19 protein-coding genes and 3 pseudogenes are annotated in these 20,800 nt (G+C 47.5%); 8 read left to right on the top strand and 14 right to left on the bottom strand.

Annotation, left to right across the window (positions count from 1 at the left end):
* The 4 genes from OH663_RS22550 to pspE all read right to left on the bottom strand — a co-directional run.
* Nucleotides 1-381: PAS domain-containing protein (locus OH663_RS22550; protein ID WP_476579521.1), on the bottom strand; the 381-nt coding region annotated here is incomplete at its 3' end.
* 146 nt (nt 382-527) lie between these two features.
* Complete coding sequence (locus OH663_RS22555; protein WP_045442491.1) at nt 528-1,589, bottom strand: YcjF family protein; 1,062 nt, start codon at nt 1,587-1,589, stop codon at nt 528-530.
* Entirely contained in the window at nt 1,586-2,983 is a 1,398-nt protein-coding gene (locus tag OH663_RS22560) for a YcjX family GTP-binding protein (RefSeq protein WP_200013047.1), read from the bottom strand. Before OH663_RS22560 ends, OH663_RS22555 begins: the two co-directional genes overlap by 4 nt.
* 146 nt (nt 2,984-3,129) lie before the next feature.
* Nucleotides 3,130-3,447 (bottom strand): thiosulfate sulfurtransferase PspE, encoded by a 318-nt coding sequence (gene pspE / locus OH663_RS22565; RefSeq protein WP_200013049.1) that lies wholly within the window; start codon nt 3,445-3,447, stop codon nt 3,130-3,132.
* Between the two features lie 349 nt (nt 3,448-3,796).
* Here pspE and uspE point away from each other — a divergent pair, with 349 nt between their 5' ends.
* Nucleotides 3,797-4,747, top strand: coding sequence for a universal stress protein UspE (gene uspE / locus OH663_RS22570; RefSeq protein ID WP_005126626.1), 951 nt, complete (start codon nt 3,797-3,799; stop codon nt 4,745-4,747).
* 48 nt (nt 4,748-4,795) lie between these two features.
* On the opposite strand, the gene OH663_RS22575 is transcribed toward uspE, so the two are convergent.
* Nucleotides 4,796-5,056, bottom strand: coding sequence for a DUF2534 family protein (locus tag OH663_RS22575; RefSeq protein ID WP_045442483.1), 261 nt, complete (start codon nt 5,054-5,056; stop codon nt 4,796-4,798).
* A 249-nt stretch (nt 5,057-5,305) separates the two neighbouring features.
* Here OH663_RS22575 and OH663_RS22580 point away from each other — a divergent pair, with 249 nt between their 5' ends.
* Entirely contained in the window at nt 5,306-6,337 is a 1,032-nt protein-coding gene (locus OH663_RS22580) for a mechanosensitive ion channel family protein (protein WP_200013051.1), read from the top strand.
* Between the two features lie 160 nt (nt 6,338-6,497).
* Here the strand turns inward: OH663_RS22580 and OH663_RS22585 are convergent, their stop codons facing one another.
* Nucleotides 6,498-6,881, bottom strand: coding sequence for a VOC family protein (locus tag OH663_RS22585; RefSeq protein ID WP_200013053.1), 384 nt, complete (start codon nt 6,879-6,881; stop codon nt 6,498-6,500).
* A 122-nt stretch (nt 6,882-7,003) separates the two neighbouring features.
* Between OH663_RS22585 and OH663_RS22590 the strand changes: the two genes are divergently transcribed.
* Nucleotides 7,004-7,774, top strand: a complete 771-nt coding sequence (locus tag OH663_RS22590) for a DeoR/GlpR family DNA-binding transcription regulator (RefSeq protein WP_045442476.1) — start codon at nt 7,004-7,006, stop codon at nt 7,772-7,774.
* A gap of 121 nt (nt 7,775-7,895) precedes the next feature.
* Here the strand turns inward: OH663_RS22590 and OH663_RS22595 are convergent, their stop codons facing one another.
* Nucleotides 7,896-8,126, bottom strand: a complete 231-nt coding sequence (locus OH663_RS22595; RefSeq protein WP_200013055.1) for a glutaredoxin family protein — start codon at nt 8,124-8,126, stop codon at nt 7,896-7,898.
* A gap of 116 nt (nt 8,127-8,242) precedes the next feature.
* Between OH663_RS22595 and OH663_RS22600 the strand changes: the two genes are divergently transcribed.
* A complete protein-coding gene (locus OH663_RS22600; protein ID WP_200013057.1) occupies nt 8,243-8,806 on the top strand; it encodes a MarR family winged helix-turn-helix transcriptional regulator in 564 nt (187 codons plus the stop codon).
* 45 nt (nt 8,807-8,851) lie between these two features.
* Here the strand turns inward: OH663_RS22600 and OH663_RS22605 are convergent.
* From OH663_RS22605 to OH663_RS22625, 6 genes and pseudogenes are all read right to left on the bottom strand, one after another.
* Nucleotides 8,852-9,135: pseudogene (locus tag OH663_RS22605) on the bottom strand (terminase small subunit); the annotation flags it as partial.
* A gap of 75 nt (nt 9,136-9,210) precedes the next feature.
* Nucleotides 9,211-9,459, bottom strand: coding sequence for an HP1 family phage holin (locus tag OH663_RS26140; protein ID WP_200013059.1), 249 nt, complete (start codon nt 9,457-9,459; stop codon nt 9,211-9,213).
* 676 nt (nt 9,460-10,135) lie between these two features.
* Nucleotides 10,136-10,669 (bottom strand): hypothetical protein, encoded by a 534-nt coding sequence (locus OH663_RS22615; protein ID WP_200013061.1) that lies wholly within the window; start codon nt 10,667-10,669, stop codon nt 10,136-10,138.
* Nucleotides 10,670-10,928: 259 nt separating this feature from the next.
* Nucleotides 10,929-11,164: pseudogene (locus tag OH663_RS22620) on the bottom strand (bacteriophage antitermination protein Q); the annotation flags it as partial.
* A 2-nt stretch (nt 11,165-11,166) separates the two neighbouring features.
* A pseudogene (locus OH663_RS26145) lies at nt 11,167-11,265 on the bottom strand (bacteriophage antitermination protein Q); the annotation flags it as partial.
* A gap of 276 nt (nt 11,266-11,541) precedes the next feature.
* Entirely contained in the window at nt 11,542-14,697 is a 3,156-nt protein-coding gene (locus OH663_RS22625) for an autotransporter outer membrane beta-barrel domain-containing protein (RefSeq protein ID WP_263525874.1), read from the bottom strand.
* A 1,132-nt stretch (nt 14,698-15,829) separates the two neighbouring features.
* Here OH663_RS22625 and OH663_RS22630 point away from each other — a divergent pair.
* Nucleotides 15,830-16,363 (top strand): response regulator transcription factor, encoded by a 534-nt coding sequence (locus OH663_RS22630; RefSeq protein ID WP_045442694.1) that lies wholly within the window; start codon nt 15,830-15,832, stop codon nt 16,361-16,363.
* Between the two features lie 285 nt (nt 16,364-16,648).
* On the opposite strand, the gene dcp is transcribed toward OH663_RS22630, so the two are convergent.
* The gene (gene dcp / locus OH663_RS22635) at nt 16,649-18,691 is read right to left on the bottom strand and encodes a peptidyl-dipeptidase Dcp (RefSeq protein WP_200013063.1); all 2,043 of its coding nucleotides are present in this window, start codon (nt 18,689-18,691) and stop codon (nt 16,649-16,651) included.
* Between the two features lie 140 nt (nt 18,692-18,831).
* On the opposite strand from dcp, the gene ydfG reads away from it, so the two are divergent.
* The 3 genes from ydfG to ydfZ all read left to right on the top strand — a co-directional run bounded on the left by ydfG (nt 18,832) and on the right by ydfZ (nt 20,745).
* A complete protein-coding gene (gene ydfG, locus OH663_RS22640) occupies nt 18,832-19,578 on the top strand; it encodes a bifunctional NADP-dependent 3-hydroxy acid dehydrogenase/3-hydroxypropionate dehydrogenase YdfG (RefSeq protein ID WP_200012997.1) in 747 nt (248 codons plus the stop codon).
* A gap of 86 nt (nt 19,579-19,664) precedes the next feature.
* Nucleotides 19,665-20,351 (top strand): DNA-binding transcriptional regulator rspR, encoded by a 687-nt coding sequence (gene rspR / locus OH663_RS22645; protein ID WP_045442691.1) that lies wholly within the window; start codon nt 19,665-19,667, stop codon nt 20,349-20,351.
* Nucleotides 20,352-20,541: 190 nt separating this feature from the next.
* Nucleotides 20,542-20,745: a putative selenium delivery protein YdfZ gene (ydfZ, locus tag OH663_RS22650; RefSeq protein WP_045442690.1), complete on the top strand. Its 204-nt coding sequence runs from the start codon at nt 20,542-20,544 to the stop codon at nt 20,743-20,745.
* Nucleotides 20,746-20,800 lie beyond the last annotated feature (55 nt).

The following is a 20,800-nucleotide window of genomic DNA, read 5'->3' on the forward strand; positions in this document are numbered from 1 at the left end:
CTGTGCGGCCGTGTGGTTGCGCATACGATCCTGAGTGTGCGCAAAAAGCTGGCAGCTCGCGGGGTTCGCCATTTCAACTTTGCTTTTCATGTCCAGAGAAAGGACCGGTTCCGGAAGCGCTTCAAGCAGCGCGCTAAGCGCCAGATGTTCACGTTCGGAAGGCATCCAGGGTACGGTGCGAACGTCCGTTACCCCTGAAATACGGCGGATTTCAGCCATCAGGCTGCTGAAGTTTGTGAACTCCAGCTCCGCAAAATTAAGGTAAATTCGCCCGATGGGGTCAATCTCGATACCGCGTAAATCAATGCTTCGAAGCACCAGTAAATCGAGTAATTCGCGAGTCAGACCAAGTCGGTCTTCACAAAAGACTTCCAGACGCATGGGAACCTTCACCTAAACAATGGATCATATGTAAGATGATAAGCCAGTATTCCGTTAGCAGGAAGGACTCTGTCAACAAATATTGACAGCACGCTGGAAAATTGGGCACCGAGGCGTAAAGTTATACGATCGGAGCCCTTTTAGTCTTAGCTTTCGCGGGGGGATTTGTTCTTCTGTAAGGTCTCCTTGACCTGTCCAATCAACTGACGCCGAAAATCACCAAGCCGCGGTTTGTCATCGTCTATCCATGGGAGTGGGCGGCACAGTTCCATCGCTTTAATCCCCAGACGCGCCGTTAACAATCCGGCGCCAATCCCCTGTGCAGCGCGCGTGGATAATCTGGCTGCCAGATCTTGCGACATCCAGTCCATACCGACTTCCCGCACCAGTTCACTGGCCCCGGCAAACGCAATATTCAATAACACCAGCCGGAATAAACGTAAGCGACTGTAATAACCCAGTTCAATGCCATACAGGGTCGCGATGCGGTTAATTAAACGCAGATTTCGCCAGGCGATAAATGCCATGTCCACCAGCGCCAGAGGACTGACGGCAATCATCAGCGTCGATTCAGCCGCTGAGCGGCTGATTTCGCGCCTGGCCTGCGCATCCAGCACCGGTTGCACCAGGTGGGCATACAAACTCACCACTTCCCGATCATTTTGTGTTTCGTGAATTGAAGCATACCAACGCTGCAGCGCCGGATGAGACTGATCAATCCCCGCTTGCTGTGCCAGTTTTTCACAAAATGCCCGCCCTTTCCCTGTACCATGGCTATGCAGTAAATCCCGTGCCTCATCGCGCTCGTGGGCTCGCTGGCGCAGACGCCACAGGCGACGCCATTCGGTTGCGACAGAACCGATACCCGCACCGATAATCAGCGCCCCGGCGGCGCATCCGCCCATTGCGACCCAGTCCTGAGTCTGCCAGGCATTCATTGTCCACTGCACACCCTGAGCGACCACGCTGACACCAAACAATGCAAGCCCGCCCATAACCATTTTGCGCCACAGGCTACGTTTGGGACGTAAAGCTGCATCAATTACGGCTTCTGCCTGGCCTTCATCTTCCAACGGTACATCCAGCGTAGCCGGAGCAAACGTCTGCGCTTCCGTTTCGTTAAACATCTGCTGCGCTTTAAACGCCGGATTATTTTCCGTTTCCAGCGGACCTGAGAAATCGATACGCGGTTTTAACGGCTCGCTCATCGCAATTTATCTCCTATTAAAAACTCCAGCGCAGCATCAAGACGAATATGCGGTAAAGGCTTATCCACATCTAAAACCTGCGGGCGAAACGCTTCAAACTGAAAGCCCTGGCTATCCCAGAACGCCTGCCCTGGCAAACGCGCAGGCACTTCTCCCGGATAGACCGTCAGCGGCGCGCCATCGCTCAGGCGATTTCCACGCAGTGCCGGTATCTTCTCGCCCTTCACATCAATCAGCCCACTGGTGGTTGCCTGTACCGACGCCAGGCCCAGGCAATCCATGCTGATGCCTTCAAACGCCGCATTTTGCCACGCGTCCTGTATCAGTTGCTGAAGCAGTGACACCATATTGGCATGCTGATCGACCGTCACGTGATCTGCCTTAGTCGCGGCAAACAACAGCTTGTCGATAACCGGCGAGAACAACCGACGAAACAGCGTACGCTGACCATAATGAAAGCTTTGCATAAGCTGAGTTAATGCCAGGCGCATATCGTTGAACGCTTGTGGCCCGCTGTTGAGCGGTTGCAGGCAATCAACCAACACAATCTGGCGATCGAAACGCAGGAAGTGATTCTTATAAAACCCCTTCACCACCTTCTCGCAATAGTAATTAAACCTGTCGCGTAGCATACCTGCGTTGGTGTGTTTATCCGCTTGCGCCAGCCTGGACTCACCACAGGCATCCACATCCGGCCACGGGAAGAACTGCAGTGCCGGCGCGCCAGCCATATCACCCGGCAGGACAAAACGCCCAGGTTGAATGAAGTGCAGTCCCTGCTGCTTACATTGATGCAGATAATCCGTCCAGGCAGCCGCAATCTCCGCCAGACGATTCTCATCGGCGGGGGCTAATGGATCTAATCCCTGGCTTAACTGCCGCCACTTTGCCGACCATTCAGCCCGTTGCCCCTGTAGTAGCCCGGTCATTTGTCGTGACCAGCTCAGGTAGTCCTGGGCCAGCATCGGTAAATCAAGCAGCCACTCACCGGGGTAATCCACAATCTCCAGATACAACGTGGAGGTATCTTTAAAATGACGCAGTAAAGAGTCGTTGGACTTGTAGCGCAGAGCGAGGCGAATTTCGCTTACACCACGCGTCGGCGTAGGCCAGGTCGGCGGAGAACCATACAACTGGGCCAGCCCTTCATCATAGGTAAAGCGAGGAATGCCAAAATCGCGCTGTGGAACCCGTTTAACGCCGAGCAAGCGCTCTTCGCGCACTGCGCTGAGCAGCGGCAAACGCGCACCTGCGTGAATATTGAGTAGCTGGTTTACCATCGCGGTGATAAATGCTGTCTTACCGCTGCGGCTAAGCCCGGTGACAGCCAGACGCAGATGTCTGTCCACGCCGCGATTAACCAGCGAATTGAGTTCATTTTTAAGTCGCTTCATCGCCATCCCGTTATGCTGAAGGAGCCGTAGAAATTATAACAAACAGGAAGTAAAGATTGGGGGCAATTCTTATTTATCAACTACCTGAGAAATATCAGGCGACATCATTTATGTATGCCGCCTGTTACAGATGAAAACCGCGCGGATTATTTTTGCTCTACTTTTGGAAGGTCAATCTGCTTGATCCCCCCTTCGTTCGTCACCTGCGTATATCCCATATCAATCAGCATATCCTTCGCCTGCCCTGACTGCCGTCCTGAGTTGCAGTACAGTTTCACCGTGTCGGTCTTATCCGGAACAACGGAGGTGATTTGCGCTTTGAGATCTTTCAACGGAATGTTGACCGCTCCCTGAATATGCTCCTGCTGATATTGGTCAGGCACGCGAACATCGATCCAATGTTCTGCGGCAAAAACCGGCATACCGATGAACAACGCTAAAGCTAGTACCCCTTTTTTCAACATATTATCATCCTGAATGGTGGCTTAATTGGAAGAAAGACTATATGCCAGATCTTAAGAAAATATTGCGATCACCCTATCATCATATAAGACACCCGAACACTTTGCTTCTGGTTCTAATCAGGAGATGGCAGTATCCGTTGAATGTACAAACGCGCAATAGGCCGCCCCTTTGCGTAGTCCTCAGGGCGCATACCTCGACAAAAGTTGTTTAAATTTAGCCGGATGTGGGCAAATAGAATATATTTTCCCAATTTATTGATCTGGCAGGAGGTTATCCCCTGTTTCAATCCACATTATTGGGTTACTCTTTTAATGACAAACTGCGGTGACAGTTGTAAGGAGACCCTGTATGGCTATGTATCAAAACATGCTGGTAGTCATCGATCCTAACCAGGACGATCAACCAGCATTACGGCGCGCTGTTTATTTGCATCAACGGATTGGTGGCAAAATTAAAGCCTTTTTGCCGATCTATGACTTTTCCTATGAGATGACCACCCTGCTGTCACCAGATGAGCGTACAGCAATGCGTCAGGGTGTCATCAGCCAGCGAACAGCATGGATACGTGAACAAGCAAAATACTATATCGAGGCAGGTATTCCTCTTGATATAAAAGTGGTCTGGCACAACCGTCCGTTTGAAGCCATCATCCAGGAAGTTATCAGTGCTAAGCATGACCTGGTCCTGAAAATGGCGCACCAACACGACCGTCTGGAAGCCGTGATTTTCACACCAACTGACTGGCATTTACTGCGTAAATGCCCAAGCCCGGTATGGATGGTTAAAGACCAACCGTGGCCGGAAGGTGGTAAAGCGCTGGTTGCAGTTAACCTGGCAAGTGAAGAGGCATATCACAACGCCCTCAACGAAAAACTCGTTAAGGAGACACTGCAACTCGCAGAGCAAGTTAACCATACCGAAGTGCATCTGGTTGGAGCCTATCCGGTCACACCTATCAACATCGCCATTGAGCTGCCTGAATTTGACCCCAGCGTCTATAACGACGCCATCCGTGGGCAGCACTTGTTGGCAATGAAAGCATTGCGCCAAAAGTTCAGTATCGACGAGAAAGTCACCCACGTTGAAAAAGGATTACCTGAAGAGGTTATCCCTGATTTAGCTGAACATTTACAGGCAGGTATCGTGGTATTAGGAACGGTTGGGCGTACCGGTATTTCAGCTGCGTTTCTCGGAAATACAGCGGAACAAGTCATCGACCATCTACGCTGTGACCTGCTGGTTATCAAACCCGATCAATATCAGACCCCGGTTGAACTGGACGACGAAGAAGACGATTAACCGCACAGAAAAATGCCGGATGGCGACGTCATCCGGCATTAAAAACACTTAGCGCTTATCTTCCCCGCCAAGGAAATAGATCCCAAGCGGGATCGCCAGCAGAATAGTAAACACCATGCTGTAGACGCAAATCATTGCAGATTGAATGGCATACATTGAAGCGGTCCACTCTGAAAGCGGAATGTTGTACTGCTCAATTACCCCACCGATTGTGGCTCGCGTAACCACCGATGCTGCGATGATGAACACCCCAAGCAGACACAACAGAAATTTCCTTCCCTTCGCTGTTTTCAGCTTAGCCATGACCATAGTATCGTCCTTTTCATTTGCAGATGAATACCTTGTTACTTTGCAATAACAATACCATGACATCAGCTCATTGTCTGCTACATAAGACTCGCTAAAAGGTTGCCTTCAGCATTATTCGCCTGAAAACAGCGCTGATTATCTTATTTCTCTCTCTTTATGCTTAATGATCTGACACCCTGAACTGGATAAAATATCTGGACTGGATATGTCAGATGATATTTAGCTAACACGGAGTAGCCAGGGAGAATCATGATCGCTGAACTGTTTATGAACAATGCATTTAATCTGACGGTAATTCTCAGTTGCTGTGCGGCATTAGTCCTGATGAGCGTCTGGTTTCATCGCTGCGAGAAACGTAAAAAAGGATTCATATTCCACGCGGCGCAATTTTTCGTCTATGCCATTATCATTGGAGCATTCGGCAGCATCGCCAATAATGTGATTGAAAGCTACAGGCTGAAATTTATATCCCCGAGCGTTGTCGACTTCCTCTGTACCTCTTTGATTGCGCTCATTCTGACCATAAAACTCTTTCTGGTGATCAACCAGTTTGAAAAATCACAGATCAGCAAAGGCAGAGATATCACCAGTGCCCGGATCCTGTCGCGAATTATTAAGATAACTATCGTTGTCGTCATCATTCTGCTGTATGGCGAACATTTTGGAATGAGCTTATCCGGACTGCTAACCTTTGGTGGCATCGGCGGTATAGCTGTTGGTATGGCGGGGAAAGACATTCTGAGTAATTTCTTTTCCGGAATTATGCTCTATTTCGACAGACCGTTCAGTATCGGTGACTGGATCCGTTCTCCGGACAGAAATATCGAAGGTACAGTAACAGAAATTGGCTGGAGAATGACCAAAATAAACACCTTTGATCATCGTCCTCTGTATGTGCCGAACTCAATTTTCTCGTCAATTAGTGTAGAAAATCCAGGCAGAATGACTAACCGACGGATAAAAACGGTGATCGGGTTACGTTATGAAGATGCCGATAAAATAAGTACAATTGTCGAGTCAGTAAGACAGATGCTGCAAAACCATCCCGGTATAGACCAGAAGCAAACCTTGCTGGTTTATTTTAATGAGTTTGCGGATTCCTCTCTGAATATTATGGTCTATTGCTTTACAAAAACGACCGTATGGCAGGAGTGGCTCGCCGTTCAGCAGGATGTTTATTTAAAGATTATTACTATCGTCCAGGCAAACGGAGCCGATTTTGCCTTCCCAAGCCAGACGCTGTACATGGAAGATGCCACAGCACAAGCGTCTTCACACTAAAAGAATAAGACGCGAAATTTCGCGTCTTATTTACTCAGAGCAGCATGGTTCTGCCCCGAGAGCTAAAAACAGCCAAGTTATTGTGGCCTGACATGCCACAGATAGTAGGCAAACAGCACTTTTAACTTCCTGTCTTCGATTGTCTCGGGCAGACTAAAAATCAGGCAACAATCTCGATTAAATTACCATCAGGATCGCGTATCACGGCTTCATAATATCCGTCACCAGTAGTGCGTGGGGCTGATACTAAAATCCCCTGTTCCTGGGCACGCATCGCCATTGCGTCAACACTCTCGACACTGCCGACGGAGATGGCCAGATGAACCCATCCAACCGTGTTGTTGTCGGGCAAACAGGATGTAAGTCCAGTCTTGGTCATCAACTCAATCGCAATGCCATCACCAATATTGACGAAATAGGACTCAAACCCCGGATTCGTTTTACTGCAGTATTTTTCGTTAATCTCTCCACCAAAAAACGTGACCCAGAAATGAGCTTGTCGCTCGAGATCCTGTGTCCACAATGCCATATGGGCAACCTTCATCGCGAACCTCCACTGGTTTTATTCATAATTATACATTCCGTACTAACGGGACATTGACAACGCTAATCATAATGCACGATCATGCTTAGTATTGCTCGATTTTTATTTGTTCAGGAGTTTTTATGCTCGATTACGCTGCATTCCCACAACAGCGACAGGCACTAATTCATCAGATCCTTCAGGAAAACGGTAGAGTGGTCTGCTCCGAACTCGCCGGACGATTAGGCGTTTCAGAACACACAATTCGCCGTGATTTACATGAACTTAGTAAAGAAGGTGTATGCAAGAAGGTATATGGCGGAGCCGTTATTTCATTGCCGGAATCAGCGGAGATCGCCGTTCGTAAGAACATCAATGCGGAGAAAAAGAGCAACATCGCGCAAAGATGTGCCCGGCTGGTTAAATCCGGGAGCTGCATTTTCATCGATACGGGTAGCACTAACCTGGCGATGGCTGAAGCCCTGCCCGCCGAGCTTGCACTAACAGTAGTGACTAATTCGCCAGAAATTGCCGCCGTTCTGCTAAAGAAACCACTGTTTGAGGTCATTACTCTGGGTGGCCAGGTACAGAGATCGTCAGGTGGTTGTGTTGGAGCCACGGCGATATCTCAGTTGCAGGGCATTTTATTTGATCAGGGATTTATTGGCGGATGCGCAATGGCGCCCGAGTCAGGATTGACGGGGTTTGATTACGCAGATTGTGAGTTTAAAAAAGCGGTGATTAAACAGTGCAATGAAACTATCGTCGCACTGACGGCAGATAAAATCCCGGCAGTAGCCCGGTATGTTGTTACCGAAAGCAGCAACATTGATGTCATTGTTGTAGAGGAAAATATCAGCAAAGAGTACGCAACCGCCTTTCAGGCGCATGACATCCGGATTTATACGGTATAACGTCTGTACCTAAAAATTATCTCATATAATCAAATAAATATAACGATGCTAAACGTAGCCCCCTCCTCCGTTTGAACGCTTGTTCGGGAAATAGCCGGAGCGACCTCCCGAACGCCAGACGTTATTTCAGTGCTTCAATTGGCGCACCAAAGTTGATGTGTAGCACATTGCCGTCGATCACCAATGCCGGAACAGACTTCACACCAGCCCGTTCAGCCTCAGCGACTCGATCAGGTTGTTCACCCAGGTGAATAATATCGACTTTCACATTTGGGGACAGATGCTGAAGCAGCGCCTCTTCCGCGGAAACGCAAACCGGGCAACCGGCATGATAATAGGTAGCCTTTGTCATGATATATCTCCTTTTGAATTATAGTATCGATTCGATACTATAATTCATACTACGCTGCTTTAATGCTTTGTCAATTTAGTTTTTAATCGATACTATATGTCAAGGAGGATTTCGTTATGCACGACATGTCACTTTTCGACGTACTGGACAGGCTTTCCAGCCTGACGCGGATGTGGTTTCGCCAGCATCCTTTACTGGCGGATATTCAACCGGTACAGCTCAGCGCGTTGATGTATCTCGCTCGCTGTAACCGCTATTCCAATACGCCGCTAGGCGTGACGGACTATCTTGGACTCACCAAAGGAACCGTTTCACAATCGCTAAAGTTGTTGGAAACAAAAGGACTGATTGTGCGAACCCAGGACGTTCGGGATAAACGCAGCGTCCATTTACAGGTCTCTGAGTCAGCGAAAACCTTACTCGATGCCCTACTTCCCCCCTCATTTTTGGTGGCGGGAGAGTCTGCGATGGGGAAACGTTCTGACTTGTTAAAAGAGTTGTTGTTCGAACTTTTGCGTGAAATCCAGAGAACCAACAATGTTCCTGGCTTCGGTCTTTGCCACAGCTGTCAGTTCCATCTAAAAAGTAATGGCCAGAGATTTTGCAATCTCACGAAAGAACCGCTGAGTGAGGATGATTCAAAACTGATTTGTCGGGAACATCAGCCCCCGGAAGAGTAATAACAGCAGAGGCTGGCACGCGTTTACGCACCAGCCTTTATATCAGTTCTGGATAGTCGTGCTGATATCCAGTCCAGTGAGTGTCGTCCGCCACGACCTGGGCCAAAGGCTAATCGCCTTTAGGCTGCCATCGTCATTGAGGATGTCCAGCACGTCCATCTGGTCGATTTCAACCAAGCGCCGGAGCACATAATCGGCATCAATGCCCACATCTTCGTTGCGCCTGGCTTTAAGTTCGGCAATCCTGTTTTGAATGACAGCTTTTGACAGCAATTTTGTAGCAGTACCGTAGCAGTTTTAGCGCTGTACCCCACACGAATCGCTGCCTGACACGCGCTGCTTGAGCTTGAGCATCTTTAACAACCTCATCTCGGGAATTGTTCGCCCCTGTTCAATCATACGGGCTACGGTCTGTGCATTCGCTTCCTGTGAAAATACCAGTTCACTGAACAGGTAATAACGGTGCATGCGATAACGACAATAATTGCCCGGTCACTCAGGCTTAATCCTGCAATTCTGTCGGCCAACATCCTGGGCAACTCTTTTGCTGTTTTAGGTGTTTCGGCATATGCCTTCGCTGATACACCGCAGCCGGTCAGCGTGGTGCCTGTTCCATATGAGAATCTGCTGTAAATGGTGCTCATTCTGGTCATAGCCTCACCTCCGATTTTTCGGATGGCGCTGTGGGTGATTAAAGGGTCAGGCTTCACGGGATGGATTTATCAACAAAGCACGTAGCGGATGATTCCAATGAAACCTTAAATGAAAAAGGCCGCCAGATGGCAGCCTTAACTCGGTGAAAAGTGCTAATTAATATCGCTTAATTGTGTTAACCGGTGTTCTTTCTGACCAGTCAGGTCGTGCGCCAGTCATAATTGCCCTCTGCTGTGAAGGTGTAATTGACTGGGTAATTTCAGGCATCGACCTGTAGACAGGTTTAGCAGGTGATTTGATGACAACATCAGAACTACAGCCAAAGAGGAGAAAAACTGCAAACATACATAATTTAAAATCAATCACTTACAACCCTTCCGGTGGGATAAAAAAGTAGAAAATAGTACAACAGTGTAAACGTCACTGTGATTCTGCATTCGTCTTCAGAGTAACGGTCAAAAGATTTTATAAAAATATTTTACAAAATGATACCAACCATAATTTATTGGTTATAGCTGTAGAAATGATACTTTCTTAGACACATTTACGATGGGATAAAAGAGTTCTATCTTCACGGGCTGGATTTATCAACAAAGCACGTAGTGGTTGATTCCCGTGAGCCTGAAATGAAAAAGGCCGTCATATGGCGACCTCTAAACTTTGAATAGGATTTTCTCAATGAACGGCTTCGTGATAAATAATCTGCCCGCCCATATCTGAAATCAGCTTATCTACTCGAATATAATCCGTATAGAAAAAAGATGGAGCATCATCCCAGTGACAGAGTGCGATTTCACGCTTCAGATATGTGTCATAGTAGATAACACGAGCCTTACATGGCCTGGTTTTTCCACCAGATTGTGTGGGATATCTCATCTTGAATCGGTAATTGTCACTCACATGCTTATTAGCTGATGAGATCATTATTAACTCTGGAACATTCCAAAAAGTAAATGTCAGGCACATCATAACAGTAAGGCAAACGCCGAAAAGCCTCTTAACCATACCTGCTGCGACCTTATTACTTAGGTACACACGCCAAGCAATGAACATTCCTATCAGGAAGGAAGTCCCAACAATAACTGACTTATAAAGCACCCCATCAAAAAGGTATGTGTCGTGAGTTGTTTTGTCTGCCCATGCACACCAAATAACCCAAATGACTGCGAAGCAGAATGAAATCAACTCTACCTTTGTTGGCAACCTCATTATCATTAATCCATTTCTCATCTTCCTTGAAGTGAAATATATCAAATTGATAACTACCTTTGATACCTCGAAGTGGGCTTAGACTTGGCGCGCCTGACAGGGATCTAACCAGCGAGCATTCAATTATGACTTGAGTGCTTTACAGCTTACCTACAGGCAAATAAAAAGCCCAAGGCGTTAACCTCGGGCTCGAAAACTAATTTACTGCCAGTACATACAACAATGGCACAATATCATATTCACACGAAATGCATGCTATTTAATTGACTTTTGCAATACCCTGCTGCGAAAAAGACGTCTTTTGTTGTGATCGCGTTCTCACCGTACAAAGCAGGGATTCGCTATCGAGCCCCTTGAAGATGCTGCACAAAACTCGCCAGTAGTCCGCATAGTAGTGGCTCCAGTTGTCCGGTTTGACACCACGCATAGCGGCTAAGTCCTTTGCTGAAAAACATCACGACCAGCCAGTTCCGCTTTCACATCCTGCGCCGCCAACCCTCAAGCCAGGTCATCAACTGACCTTTCGTCGCACCTCTTAAATCGGCGGTGGCAACCAGCAGTTGCAGACGCACGTATTCGAGAAATTGAGTGTTCATACAGCACAACTGTGCTCAGAGATGATCAATGTCTTAAGAGCACAAATTGTTAATTTCCTGTCAGGCGTAAAAAAGAAAAACCCGCCATAGCAGGTTCTCAGGTTTTAAGATTTTTATTGCTCAAGCTATGGGCAGTTAATCAACTTAGGCGCGGTAAATTACATTTATCCTCAACACCAGTGCTTCGGAAATAACCTCGTCCACAACATACTGGACAAGGTCCGTAGGAGATTTCTTCAGATAAAAACCGGGGATAATCCCCCGGTTAGCGCGGCATTAAAAGTTATACTTAATACCCACCATGGCATTGGTGTCACTGTATCCTTTATCCCCCATCTGGGCGCCGACATTGCCCCACAGATTGACCCGAGGGTTAATCTGTCCTTCAACACCCACTTTGACTTCGCCAATGTTGCGGGCGCCAGCCTGGCTGATGTGGATATTATCCATGTTCACGTTATAACTGCGCGTATTATGCAACCAGTTGGCTTCAATGAACGGCTCGAAAGTACGGTCTTTGTTGTCATCCATCGCATGATGGCTCTTCAGGTACGTACGAAGGCCCAGGCGGGTTTGTACGTTACCGTCGCCACCGCTGCTAACGCGGGTTCCATTGGCTTCACGATGGTTGTCTGCTTTCACGCCCATCCAGGTGGCCTGGGCTTGTGGCTGGATAAACCATTCATTAAGCGTCCCTTTGCTGCCAGCAAACTCGCCCAGTTTCTGGGTGTAACCCGTCTCCAGCGAAGCCGTAAAGCCTTTAGACTTGTAGGATTCGCTGGCCAGTTGCTGCCCGTTAACCTGGTTGTTGAACCAGCTGTACTGGAGCCAGCTGTCCACATACAACCCTGCTTTATCCGCATCGCTGGCAAACCAGGTGCCGTAAGCGCCAACGCTGTAACCGTTTATGGAGCCTTTTGAATCATAACCCGTGACGGAAGAGCGGGTAGAACTGTGGTTATTACCGTAACCCGCCATCAGACCCAGGTGGCCTCTGTTCAGACCATCGGTTGACCACTGCGCAACATCGCCACCCAACTGTGCGACATAACTGTTGCTCTGTGTTTTCAACTGACCACTGCCATCACGCCAGTTATTATGACTACCGACCTGGCGTAGCCACAGACTGGTAACTTTCTTCTCACCGGTCAGAGCATCAACGTACTGCGTTTCCCCCAGACGGTCGTGCAGACGGGTGTTAAATAACGTGTTCGCAGCCGCAATGTTTGCAAGATAGCTACCTGCTTCAGGGCGGTTAACATGTGTTTCATCAGAGGGGTCAACCGGCGGTGTTACAGGATCAACGGGAGGGTCGACAGGGTCCACTGGCGGCTCTACGGGATCGACCGGTGGATCCACGGGGTCAACGGGAGGATCAACAGGGTCAACCGGTGGCATTGTGTTGGTTAAATACCAGTTGCTGCTATTGTCGCCGGTACCGCGGACCAGTGAATAGTCATAAGCCCCGGCCACAATACGGCCCTTCTGAGTAAAGATACCGTCAGATTTACCGCCTACGCTGATAATCTCGATGCCATTTAGCGTGTAGTCACCATTACCCCCGGCATTGGTGACGCTAACATCGGTATTACCCGAGGTATTGCCAGTAACCACTAACTTATCAGTTATTGAACTGTCATTGCCCAGCACGGTATTAAGCAGCAGGTGCCCGCCATTTCCCGTGTAGTTGCCATTCACAGTCAGCGTGGTGCCTGCCACCGGTTTATATGCGGCGTCACGGTAACCTATCGTCACCGTGCCACTGTTGTTCATGGAGCCGGTATGATAGTCGGTGACAGCTGCATTAACGCCATCCTGGCCGAGTGTGATCCAACCACGGTTATCAACGTCGCCGCTGCCCAGGCCATCAGCAGATAACAACGTAATATTCCCGGAGTCATTGGTGGTGTTGGCGGTCATTCCCGCGCCACTACCGCTAATAATCACGCGGGCACCTTTAGTCAGTATCAGTTGCCCATCACCCGTCAAATCACCAGCAATGGTTCTGCCCCCCCAACCGTCTGTCATGGTCAGGGTGCCCTGGTTAAAGTCCAGTACACTGCCAGCTTCTGTCACTATATTTCGCAAGGACTGAGCATGGCCGTTCATGTCGAACTTGCTGCCGCTGTGTACGGTCAGCAAGTGAGTATCCCCCAGTACATTATCGTTGCCCATTTTCAGGGTACCGGCGACCACATCAGTATTACCTGTGTAGCTGTTAGCATTGTTAGATAAGCTCACGTCGGTGTCGGTGTCGATACGCAAATCCCCGGTACCGGTGATTTTAGCACTGAGATCGGCGGCGTTGCCGGTGTTGCCTTCCGCATTCAGCGTCAGCGAATTGTCGCCCCTATTCACCAGTTCAAGCTCAACTAAGCCATAGTTAACATACAAGCCATCGCTATTATCGCCACTGGTCAGACGGTAATCGTAGGTAGCTTCAGCCGCGATATATCCGTTTCTTACAACAGCTGTGGTCACCTTATTTGAGATGACTTTACCGTCCTGGTCGATAAGGGTGAGATTGCCGCCATTCCCGGTGACCTTCCCGTTAGCGCCGATCAGCTCAACCATTGTCCCTGTATTATCCTGCTGAAGCAGCGGTGCAACGGAGTTTGGCGTTTGCGGCTGGTTATCAAAGAATCCATCGTTGGTGATTTTGACCGTCCCACTACCGGTCAAATCGAGTTCATTATTGGTCTCAATAACACGATCGCTGGTGGTAGTACCCGGCGAAACATCGCCAAATACCAGAGTACCGCCTTCAAAAACTAGCCCGCCAATATTTTGTGTTCCGGTACCAACGGTGGTGATATTCCCACTTCCGATATGCAGCGTCGCATTGGTGAGCGCGGTGGTATTGGTACTTTCCAGGGCGAAGTGGTCGTTTTTGAGAGTCACATCCCCGGCAAATTGATCGCCCGCCGCTGCGGTCAAGTTGAAATTTCCATTGTTGTTGTCGGCGATAAGAGCACCATCACCAACCAGTTTGTTATCAAAATCAAATTTGCCTGTGGTTTGCGCGATCAGGGTGGCGCCGTTCGTAATATTGATTTCATCCGTACCGAAATCGTCGTGAGTTGACGATGCGTTTTTATCCGTCGTCACCGTACCGGTGATATTCCCGTTACTCCCCGCGTAGGGCTGGTTCGCACCCAGGATACGCGCTTTACCGGAAACGATAGCGTGCTCATCGCCTGAAAGTGAATTTGAGAAAGACGAACCGTCGGTATAGACAATACCACTTACGTCATGGGCGCTTACCCCGCCAGCAATAATCAGTAACGCCGGGGCAATAATTAATGTACTTTTAATTCCGTTATAACTGGTTCCTTTAGAGGAAGAGCTTTTTACCTTCCCTTTTCCTAATTCTGAAACAACAGTCCACGCCATAAGTGAATGGTTCCAGACAATATTATAAATAGTATTCATAAATTTCAGCCATACCCTTCAGGTAGTTAAGATTTTGGTATGAGATTTTTCCCAAACCTATATAAGGTCAAGCTCCGTAGATGATATCGCCTGCATATGTGCTTAGTTACATAATGAAAAAGGTAGCGCAGCCACCTTATAGGTAATACTTTCATTTTTTACATTTACAGGAAGGGATACCTTCATAGGTCAGAATTAGAAGTGAATCAGTTAAGCATGCTCATTCCTGCATAGACAGCGGCACATGTTCAGAATGAATAGATTTTTAATCTCCCCCCGCAATAATAACCAAGGGGTAGTAACTCAGGACTCTGATATATTTCACACAGAACATTCTTAAATGAAAGTCATTAAACTACAGATAACACTTTCACAACATACAAATGGATATCCTTACATTCTAATTCACGAAAAGTTAGCTAAACACAGGCACAAGTGCAGATTATGGCAAGCCATTTCTTGATTTATCGAATAATAACGCCGCTCCATAATTATTCAAAGTTTAATCGGGATGATAATGACAATTTAGGATCTTTCCATGCAAATGAAGCTTGACTCCTAAAATCACCATTAGCGCGTGGCGTTTTACAAATTAATAATATCCTACCTCTTGCACGCCAATTCAGACAGCGTTTTAACGGGCTATCAGTAATCAATACTTTTGAATCAATAGAATCAAACTATTAATAACTTTCGGATATTCAGCACAGCCAACCTTCAAATGAAACATTTAGTATTACTTTAGTTTTGATATTTGTTTTTTACATTAAAATCAAATAGATATCACAGTATGATTTGTGACACATTAATTTGTTCAAATTGCAATCAACACAATATAACCAATTAAAAATCATAAGGTTATGCAACACTGCTTTTGAAATTAAAACTATTCAATCGTTGTTTTTATGATATTAATTTGCATTATGTGTTTTTTTTGTTTTTTATATGCAGCGAAATTAACGAGAAGCGTGTCATTGTTACGCCCTGCTCAACACTTATTGTTTCATTAGTTATTGTTTGGTAGCAAACCATTTGCAAGAGATATGTGGTGAACTACTTAGCTCTTAAGGAACTCACAAAGTGATACTGTAATTTGGGGGGACTTAGGTAATTTACGACTGTGAGTGCTGTTATGCGCATCATTACTGAAAATTTATATCTTCATATAGGACTATCTTCGTTAGTTAAGAATGCATTCGATGAGAGCAAAACCAAGAGGCTTGTCTTTATAGATATCACATATCTGTCAGAGCTATCGGCTGCTGATTTTGACGGGTTTATTGTTTATATTACACCCAAAAAATATAACATTGGATGGAAGGAGTTGTTTTCAACTGAGGTTAAACAGGGAGAAACCATAGATATGACAATGTCAGTGAAAGACATCAGGAAAAAGATTAATGCCTTAACTTGTGGCAGTAATGATGTTATTAACAGCGTTCAACATCGATATAGGTTATCAGAAAAGGAAGTCGCCACCATTCATGCTCTTGCCTGCGGCATCACTCCCGACACCTGCAGTCTACTTACTGGCAATAGCATTAAAACCATTAGCTCCCATAAAAGGAGTGCAATGACAAAGCTTGGGCTAAAAACCCAACAGGATCTTATTAACACCTTAAATTTATTAATCAAATATATGAAAATCATCCATACGATTGAATAACCAGGCTTATCAGCACCAGGCAACGAACCTCAAATCCGCCCTGTTTATGCCTTCCCGTTCCTTTATCGCCTGATTTGTGCGGCAAACTCTGATGGCCATGTTTTCCTGATGGTCGATTTTGGCTGTTTTATATTCAGTCCCTGCCAGGGACTGAGTAATAAACTGGATGATGCGGCTCGCTAGTACGAATAACGACCGCTCTGTGAATCAGGTGAAGCTTTTGGGAACGAAATCCAGGACAAAACCGGGTTTTACACCCGGTTCTTCACTCTATTTGAACAAGCCTTACGCGCTTAACCCACGATGGGCCAGCATAGGCTCCATACGCGGATCACGACCACACCACTGACGATAAAGTTCAGCGAGATCAGAACTGTTACCACGCGATAAAATCGCCTCACGGAATTTTTGCCCATTCTCGCGGTTTAATCCCCCTTGCTCCACAAACCACTGATAACCATCGTCAGCCAGCATTTGCGTCCACAGATAGGCGTAATAGCCTGCGGCATAACCACCGCCGAAGATATGGGCAAAATAACTGCTGCGATAGCGTGGCGGAACAGCCTCGAGGTTTAACGCCTCCTCTTCCAGCGCCTGTTGCTCAAACTCGTCTACTGATGAAAATGATACGTTCCCGTCCAGACTGTGCCAGTGCATATCCAACAACGCTGCACTCAGCAGCTCAGTCATATCGTAACCCTTGTTAAACAGGCTGGCTCGTCGCATCTTGTCCTGCAACGTCTGGGGCATAGTTTCCCCCGTTTCAACATGGCGAGCAAAACGGGCAAAAACCTGTGGATGACTCGCCCAATGCTCATTAATCTGCGATGGAAACTCAACGAAATCGCGTGGAGTGTTGGTTCCTGACAGCGTTGCATATCGTTGTGTAGCGAACAATCCATGCAGGGTATGCCCAAACTCATGAAACAATGTGATGACATCATCCCACAACAGCAACGCAGGCTGACCGTTCGCGGGTTTCTGATAGTTACACACGTTGTAAATCACGGGTCTGGTTTCGTTAAGCACCGATTGCTCAACAAAATTCCCCATCCAGGCACCACCGCTTTTCGTTTCCCGTGCAAAGAAATCACCATAGAACAGTGCCAACCCCACACCGTCGTGATCGAAAATTTCCCACACTCGCACATCAGGGTGATAAACAGGAATGTCAAAACGCTCAATAAATTTAATGCCAAAGAGCTGATTTGCCGTCCAGAACACACCGTCACTGAGCACTGTCTCTAAAGCAAAATAGGGCTTGAGTTGAGCCTCATCAAGCGCATATTTTTCACGGCGTACCTGTTCGGCATAAAAGGCCCAGTCCCAGGCCTGGGCACTAAATCCAGCCTGTTCTTGATTAATCGCTTTCTGAATTTCGTTTTGTTCAGCTAACGCTCTCTGACGCGCTGCCGGAACGATAGCCCGCATAAAAGAAAGCGCCGCCTCCGGAGTTTTTGCCATCTGATCCGCAATTTTCCACGCAGCATAATTCGCGAAGCCAAGTAATTTGGCTTGCTGGGCGCGGATTTCCACAAGCCGACGAATAATTGCGCGGGTATCATTTGCATCGTTTTTTTCAGCTCGAGTCCTGCCGTTGGTAAACAGATTTTCGCGAGTCTGACGATCGCGTAACACAGCAAGCGCAGGTTGTTGGGTGGTATTCAGTAATGGAATAACCCAGTGGGCAGTTAGCCCTCTCTCTTTTGCTGCCTGAGCGGCAATATCCAGCTCATCCGCGCTTAAGCCATCCAGCAGTCGGACATCATCTACCACCAGACCGCCTGATTTATTCGCCGCGAGCAATCGCTGATTAAACTGGCTGGTTAAGGTGGCCGATTCTGTATTGAGTGCTTTCAGGCGAGTTTTATCGGCCTCATTAAGCTGCGCGCCTGCCAGAACAAAACGCTGGTGAACCACTTCCAACAAACGTAATGATTCGCTGTCCAGCTTCAGTGATCCACGTTGTTGCCAGACGGCATCTACACGCGCAAAAAGTGCGCTATCGAGATAAATATCATTCGCCAGCGCTGCAAGCTCGGCGGAAAATTCCTCATCAAGCCGCTGTAGTTCATCGTTCGTGTGCGCCGCGGTCATCGCAAATAAAACACTGGTAACACGCGTTAACAATGCCCCGCTTTGTTCAAGCGCCAGCAGCGTATTCGCAAAATCAGGAACCTGTGGGTTTTGCGCAATTGCAGCGATTTCAGCTCGTTTTTGCCGCACACCTTCATCAAAAGCGGGACGATAATGACACTCTTTAATTTGATCAAATTGTGGGGCCTGATAAGGCAAGGTGCTGCATTGCAAAAAAGGGTTCGTTAACAACATCTTTCACTCCTGAAAACGATTTGTTTATTAGAGTATGCCTCGCGGGAATCGACCGCAATCTCGTTAAGCAGCAATAGCCCTGAACAGAAATGACGTGCTATGGTAATAGCACATAAAAAGCGTTGAGGAACAGTGAGATGATCGTTTTAGTAACCGGAGCAACCGCAGGTTTTGGTGGGTGCATTACGCGTCGTTTTATTGAGAATGGGCATAAAGTTATTGCCACCGGACGCCGTCAGGAGCGCCTGCAGGAGCTGAAAGATGAGTTGGGCGACAACATCTATACCGCACAACTTGATGTCCGTAATCGCGCGGCTATTGAAGAGATGCTGGCGTCCCTCCCTGCACAATGGCGCAACATTGACATTCTGGTCAACAATGCGGGCCTGGCGTTGGGTCTCGAACCTGCCCATAAGGCCAACGTCGATGACTGGGAAACGATGATAGATACCAACAACAAAGGTCTGATTTATATGACCCGTGCCGTCCTGCCCGGCATGGTCGAACGCAATCGCGGTCATATTATCAATATCGGCTCTACCGCCGGTAGCTGGCCGTATGCTGGTGGTAACGTTTATGGCGCGACAAAGGCATTTGTTCGCCAGTTCAGTCTGAATTTACGTACGGACTTACATGGAACAGCGGTGCGCGTTACCGATATTGAGCCGGGCCTGGTTGGAGGGACGGAGTTCTCTAATGTGCGTTTCAAAGGTGATGATGATAAAGCCGGAAAAACCTACGAAAACACCACAGCACTGACACCGGAAGATGTTACCGAGGCAGTTTGGTGGGTTGCTTCGTTACCTGCCCATGTCAACATTAACACCCTTGAAATGATGCCAGTCACACAGTCTTTTGCAGGTCTTAGCGTCCATCGGCGTTAATTTTTATACCCGGCCTCGTGCCGGGTATAGATAGCATCAAATAAGTGATAAAGTAGACAGGTTAACTCTCTAAAAAGTAAGAATGAATGACCGTAGAAACGCAGCTCAACCCTACACAGCCAGTAAATCAGCAGATTTACCGTATTCTTCGTCGCGACATCGTGCATTGCCTGATTGCACCTGGCACACCGCTTTCAGAGAAAGAGGTTTCCGTACGCTTTAATGTGTCACGCCAACCCGTTCGCGAAGCATTCATTAAACTGGCGGAGAACGGTCTGATTCAGATCCGTCCGCAGCGCGGCAGTTACGTTAATAAAATCTCAATGACCCAAGTACGCAACGGCAGTTTTATCCGCCAGGCCATTGAGTGTGCTGTGGCGCGTCGGGCTGCATCGATGATCACTGAAAGCCAGTGCTACCAACTGGAGCAAAATCTTCATCAGCAACGCATTGCCATTGAGCGCAAGCAACTTGATGACTTTTTTGAGCTTGATGATAACTTCCATCAACTTCTTACCGAGATTGCCGACTGTCAGTTAGCGTGGGACACCATTGAAAACCTGAAAGCAACCGTTGACCGGGTGCGCTATATGAGTTTTGACCATGTTTCACCACCGGAAATGTTGTTGCGCCAGCATATGAATATTTTTTCTGCGCTACAAAAACACGATGGCGATGCAGTAGAACGCGCCATGACGTTGCATTTGCAAGAGATCAGCGAATCCGTGCAACAAATCCGCCAGGAAAATAGCGACTGGTTCAGCGAAGAATAACCCTTGTCTCACCTCGTACAGAGGTGAGCTTCCCCGTACTTTATCCCTGTCTGCATATCCACATAAAAAAAGCTGTGATTTTGATCGAAAACAAAAAAAATCCTTAACGATAAGCGTATTTATATTGCGCCCGTTACGTGGGAGTAAAAGCCCACGGGCTTTAACGGTAAGTTGGAAAGGAGAAAACACCATGAAAACATACGATCGTAACCGTAACGCAATTACTACTGGCAGCCGTGTCATGATTAGCGACACCGGAATCACTGGTCGAATCAAAACAATTGACACCGATGGTCTGACCGCTGAACAAATTCGTCGCGGTAAAACAGTGGAAATTGAAGGTTGTGAAGGCAAATATGCCCCCCTCGAACTGATTCGTCTGGGAATGAACTAATTGGTGTGAATGCCAGAAAATAACGCGCCATCTGGCTGTAGTAAAAGCCGGATGG

Origin of the sequence: Citrobacter sp. Marseille-Q5395 (genome assembly GCF_947057495.1) — a bacterium.
Taxonomy (GTDB): domain Bacteria; phylum Pseudomonadota; class Gammaproteobacteria; order Enterobacterales; family Enterobacteriaceae; genus Citrobacter; species Citrobacter murliniae.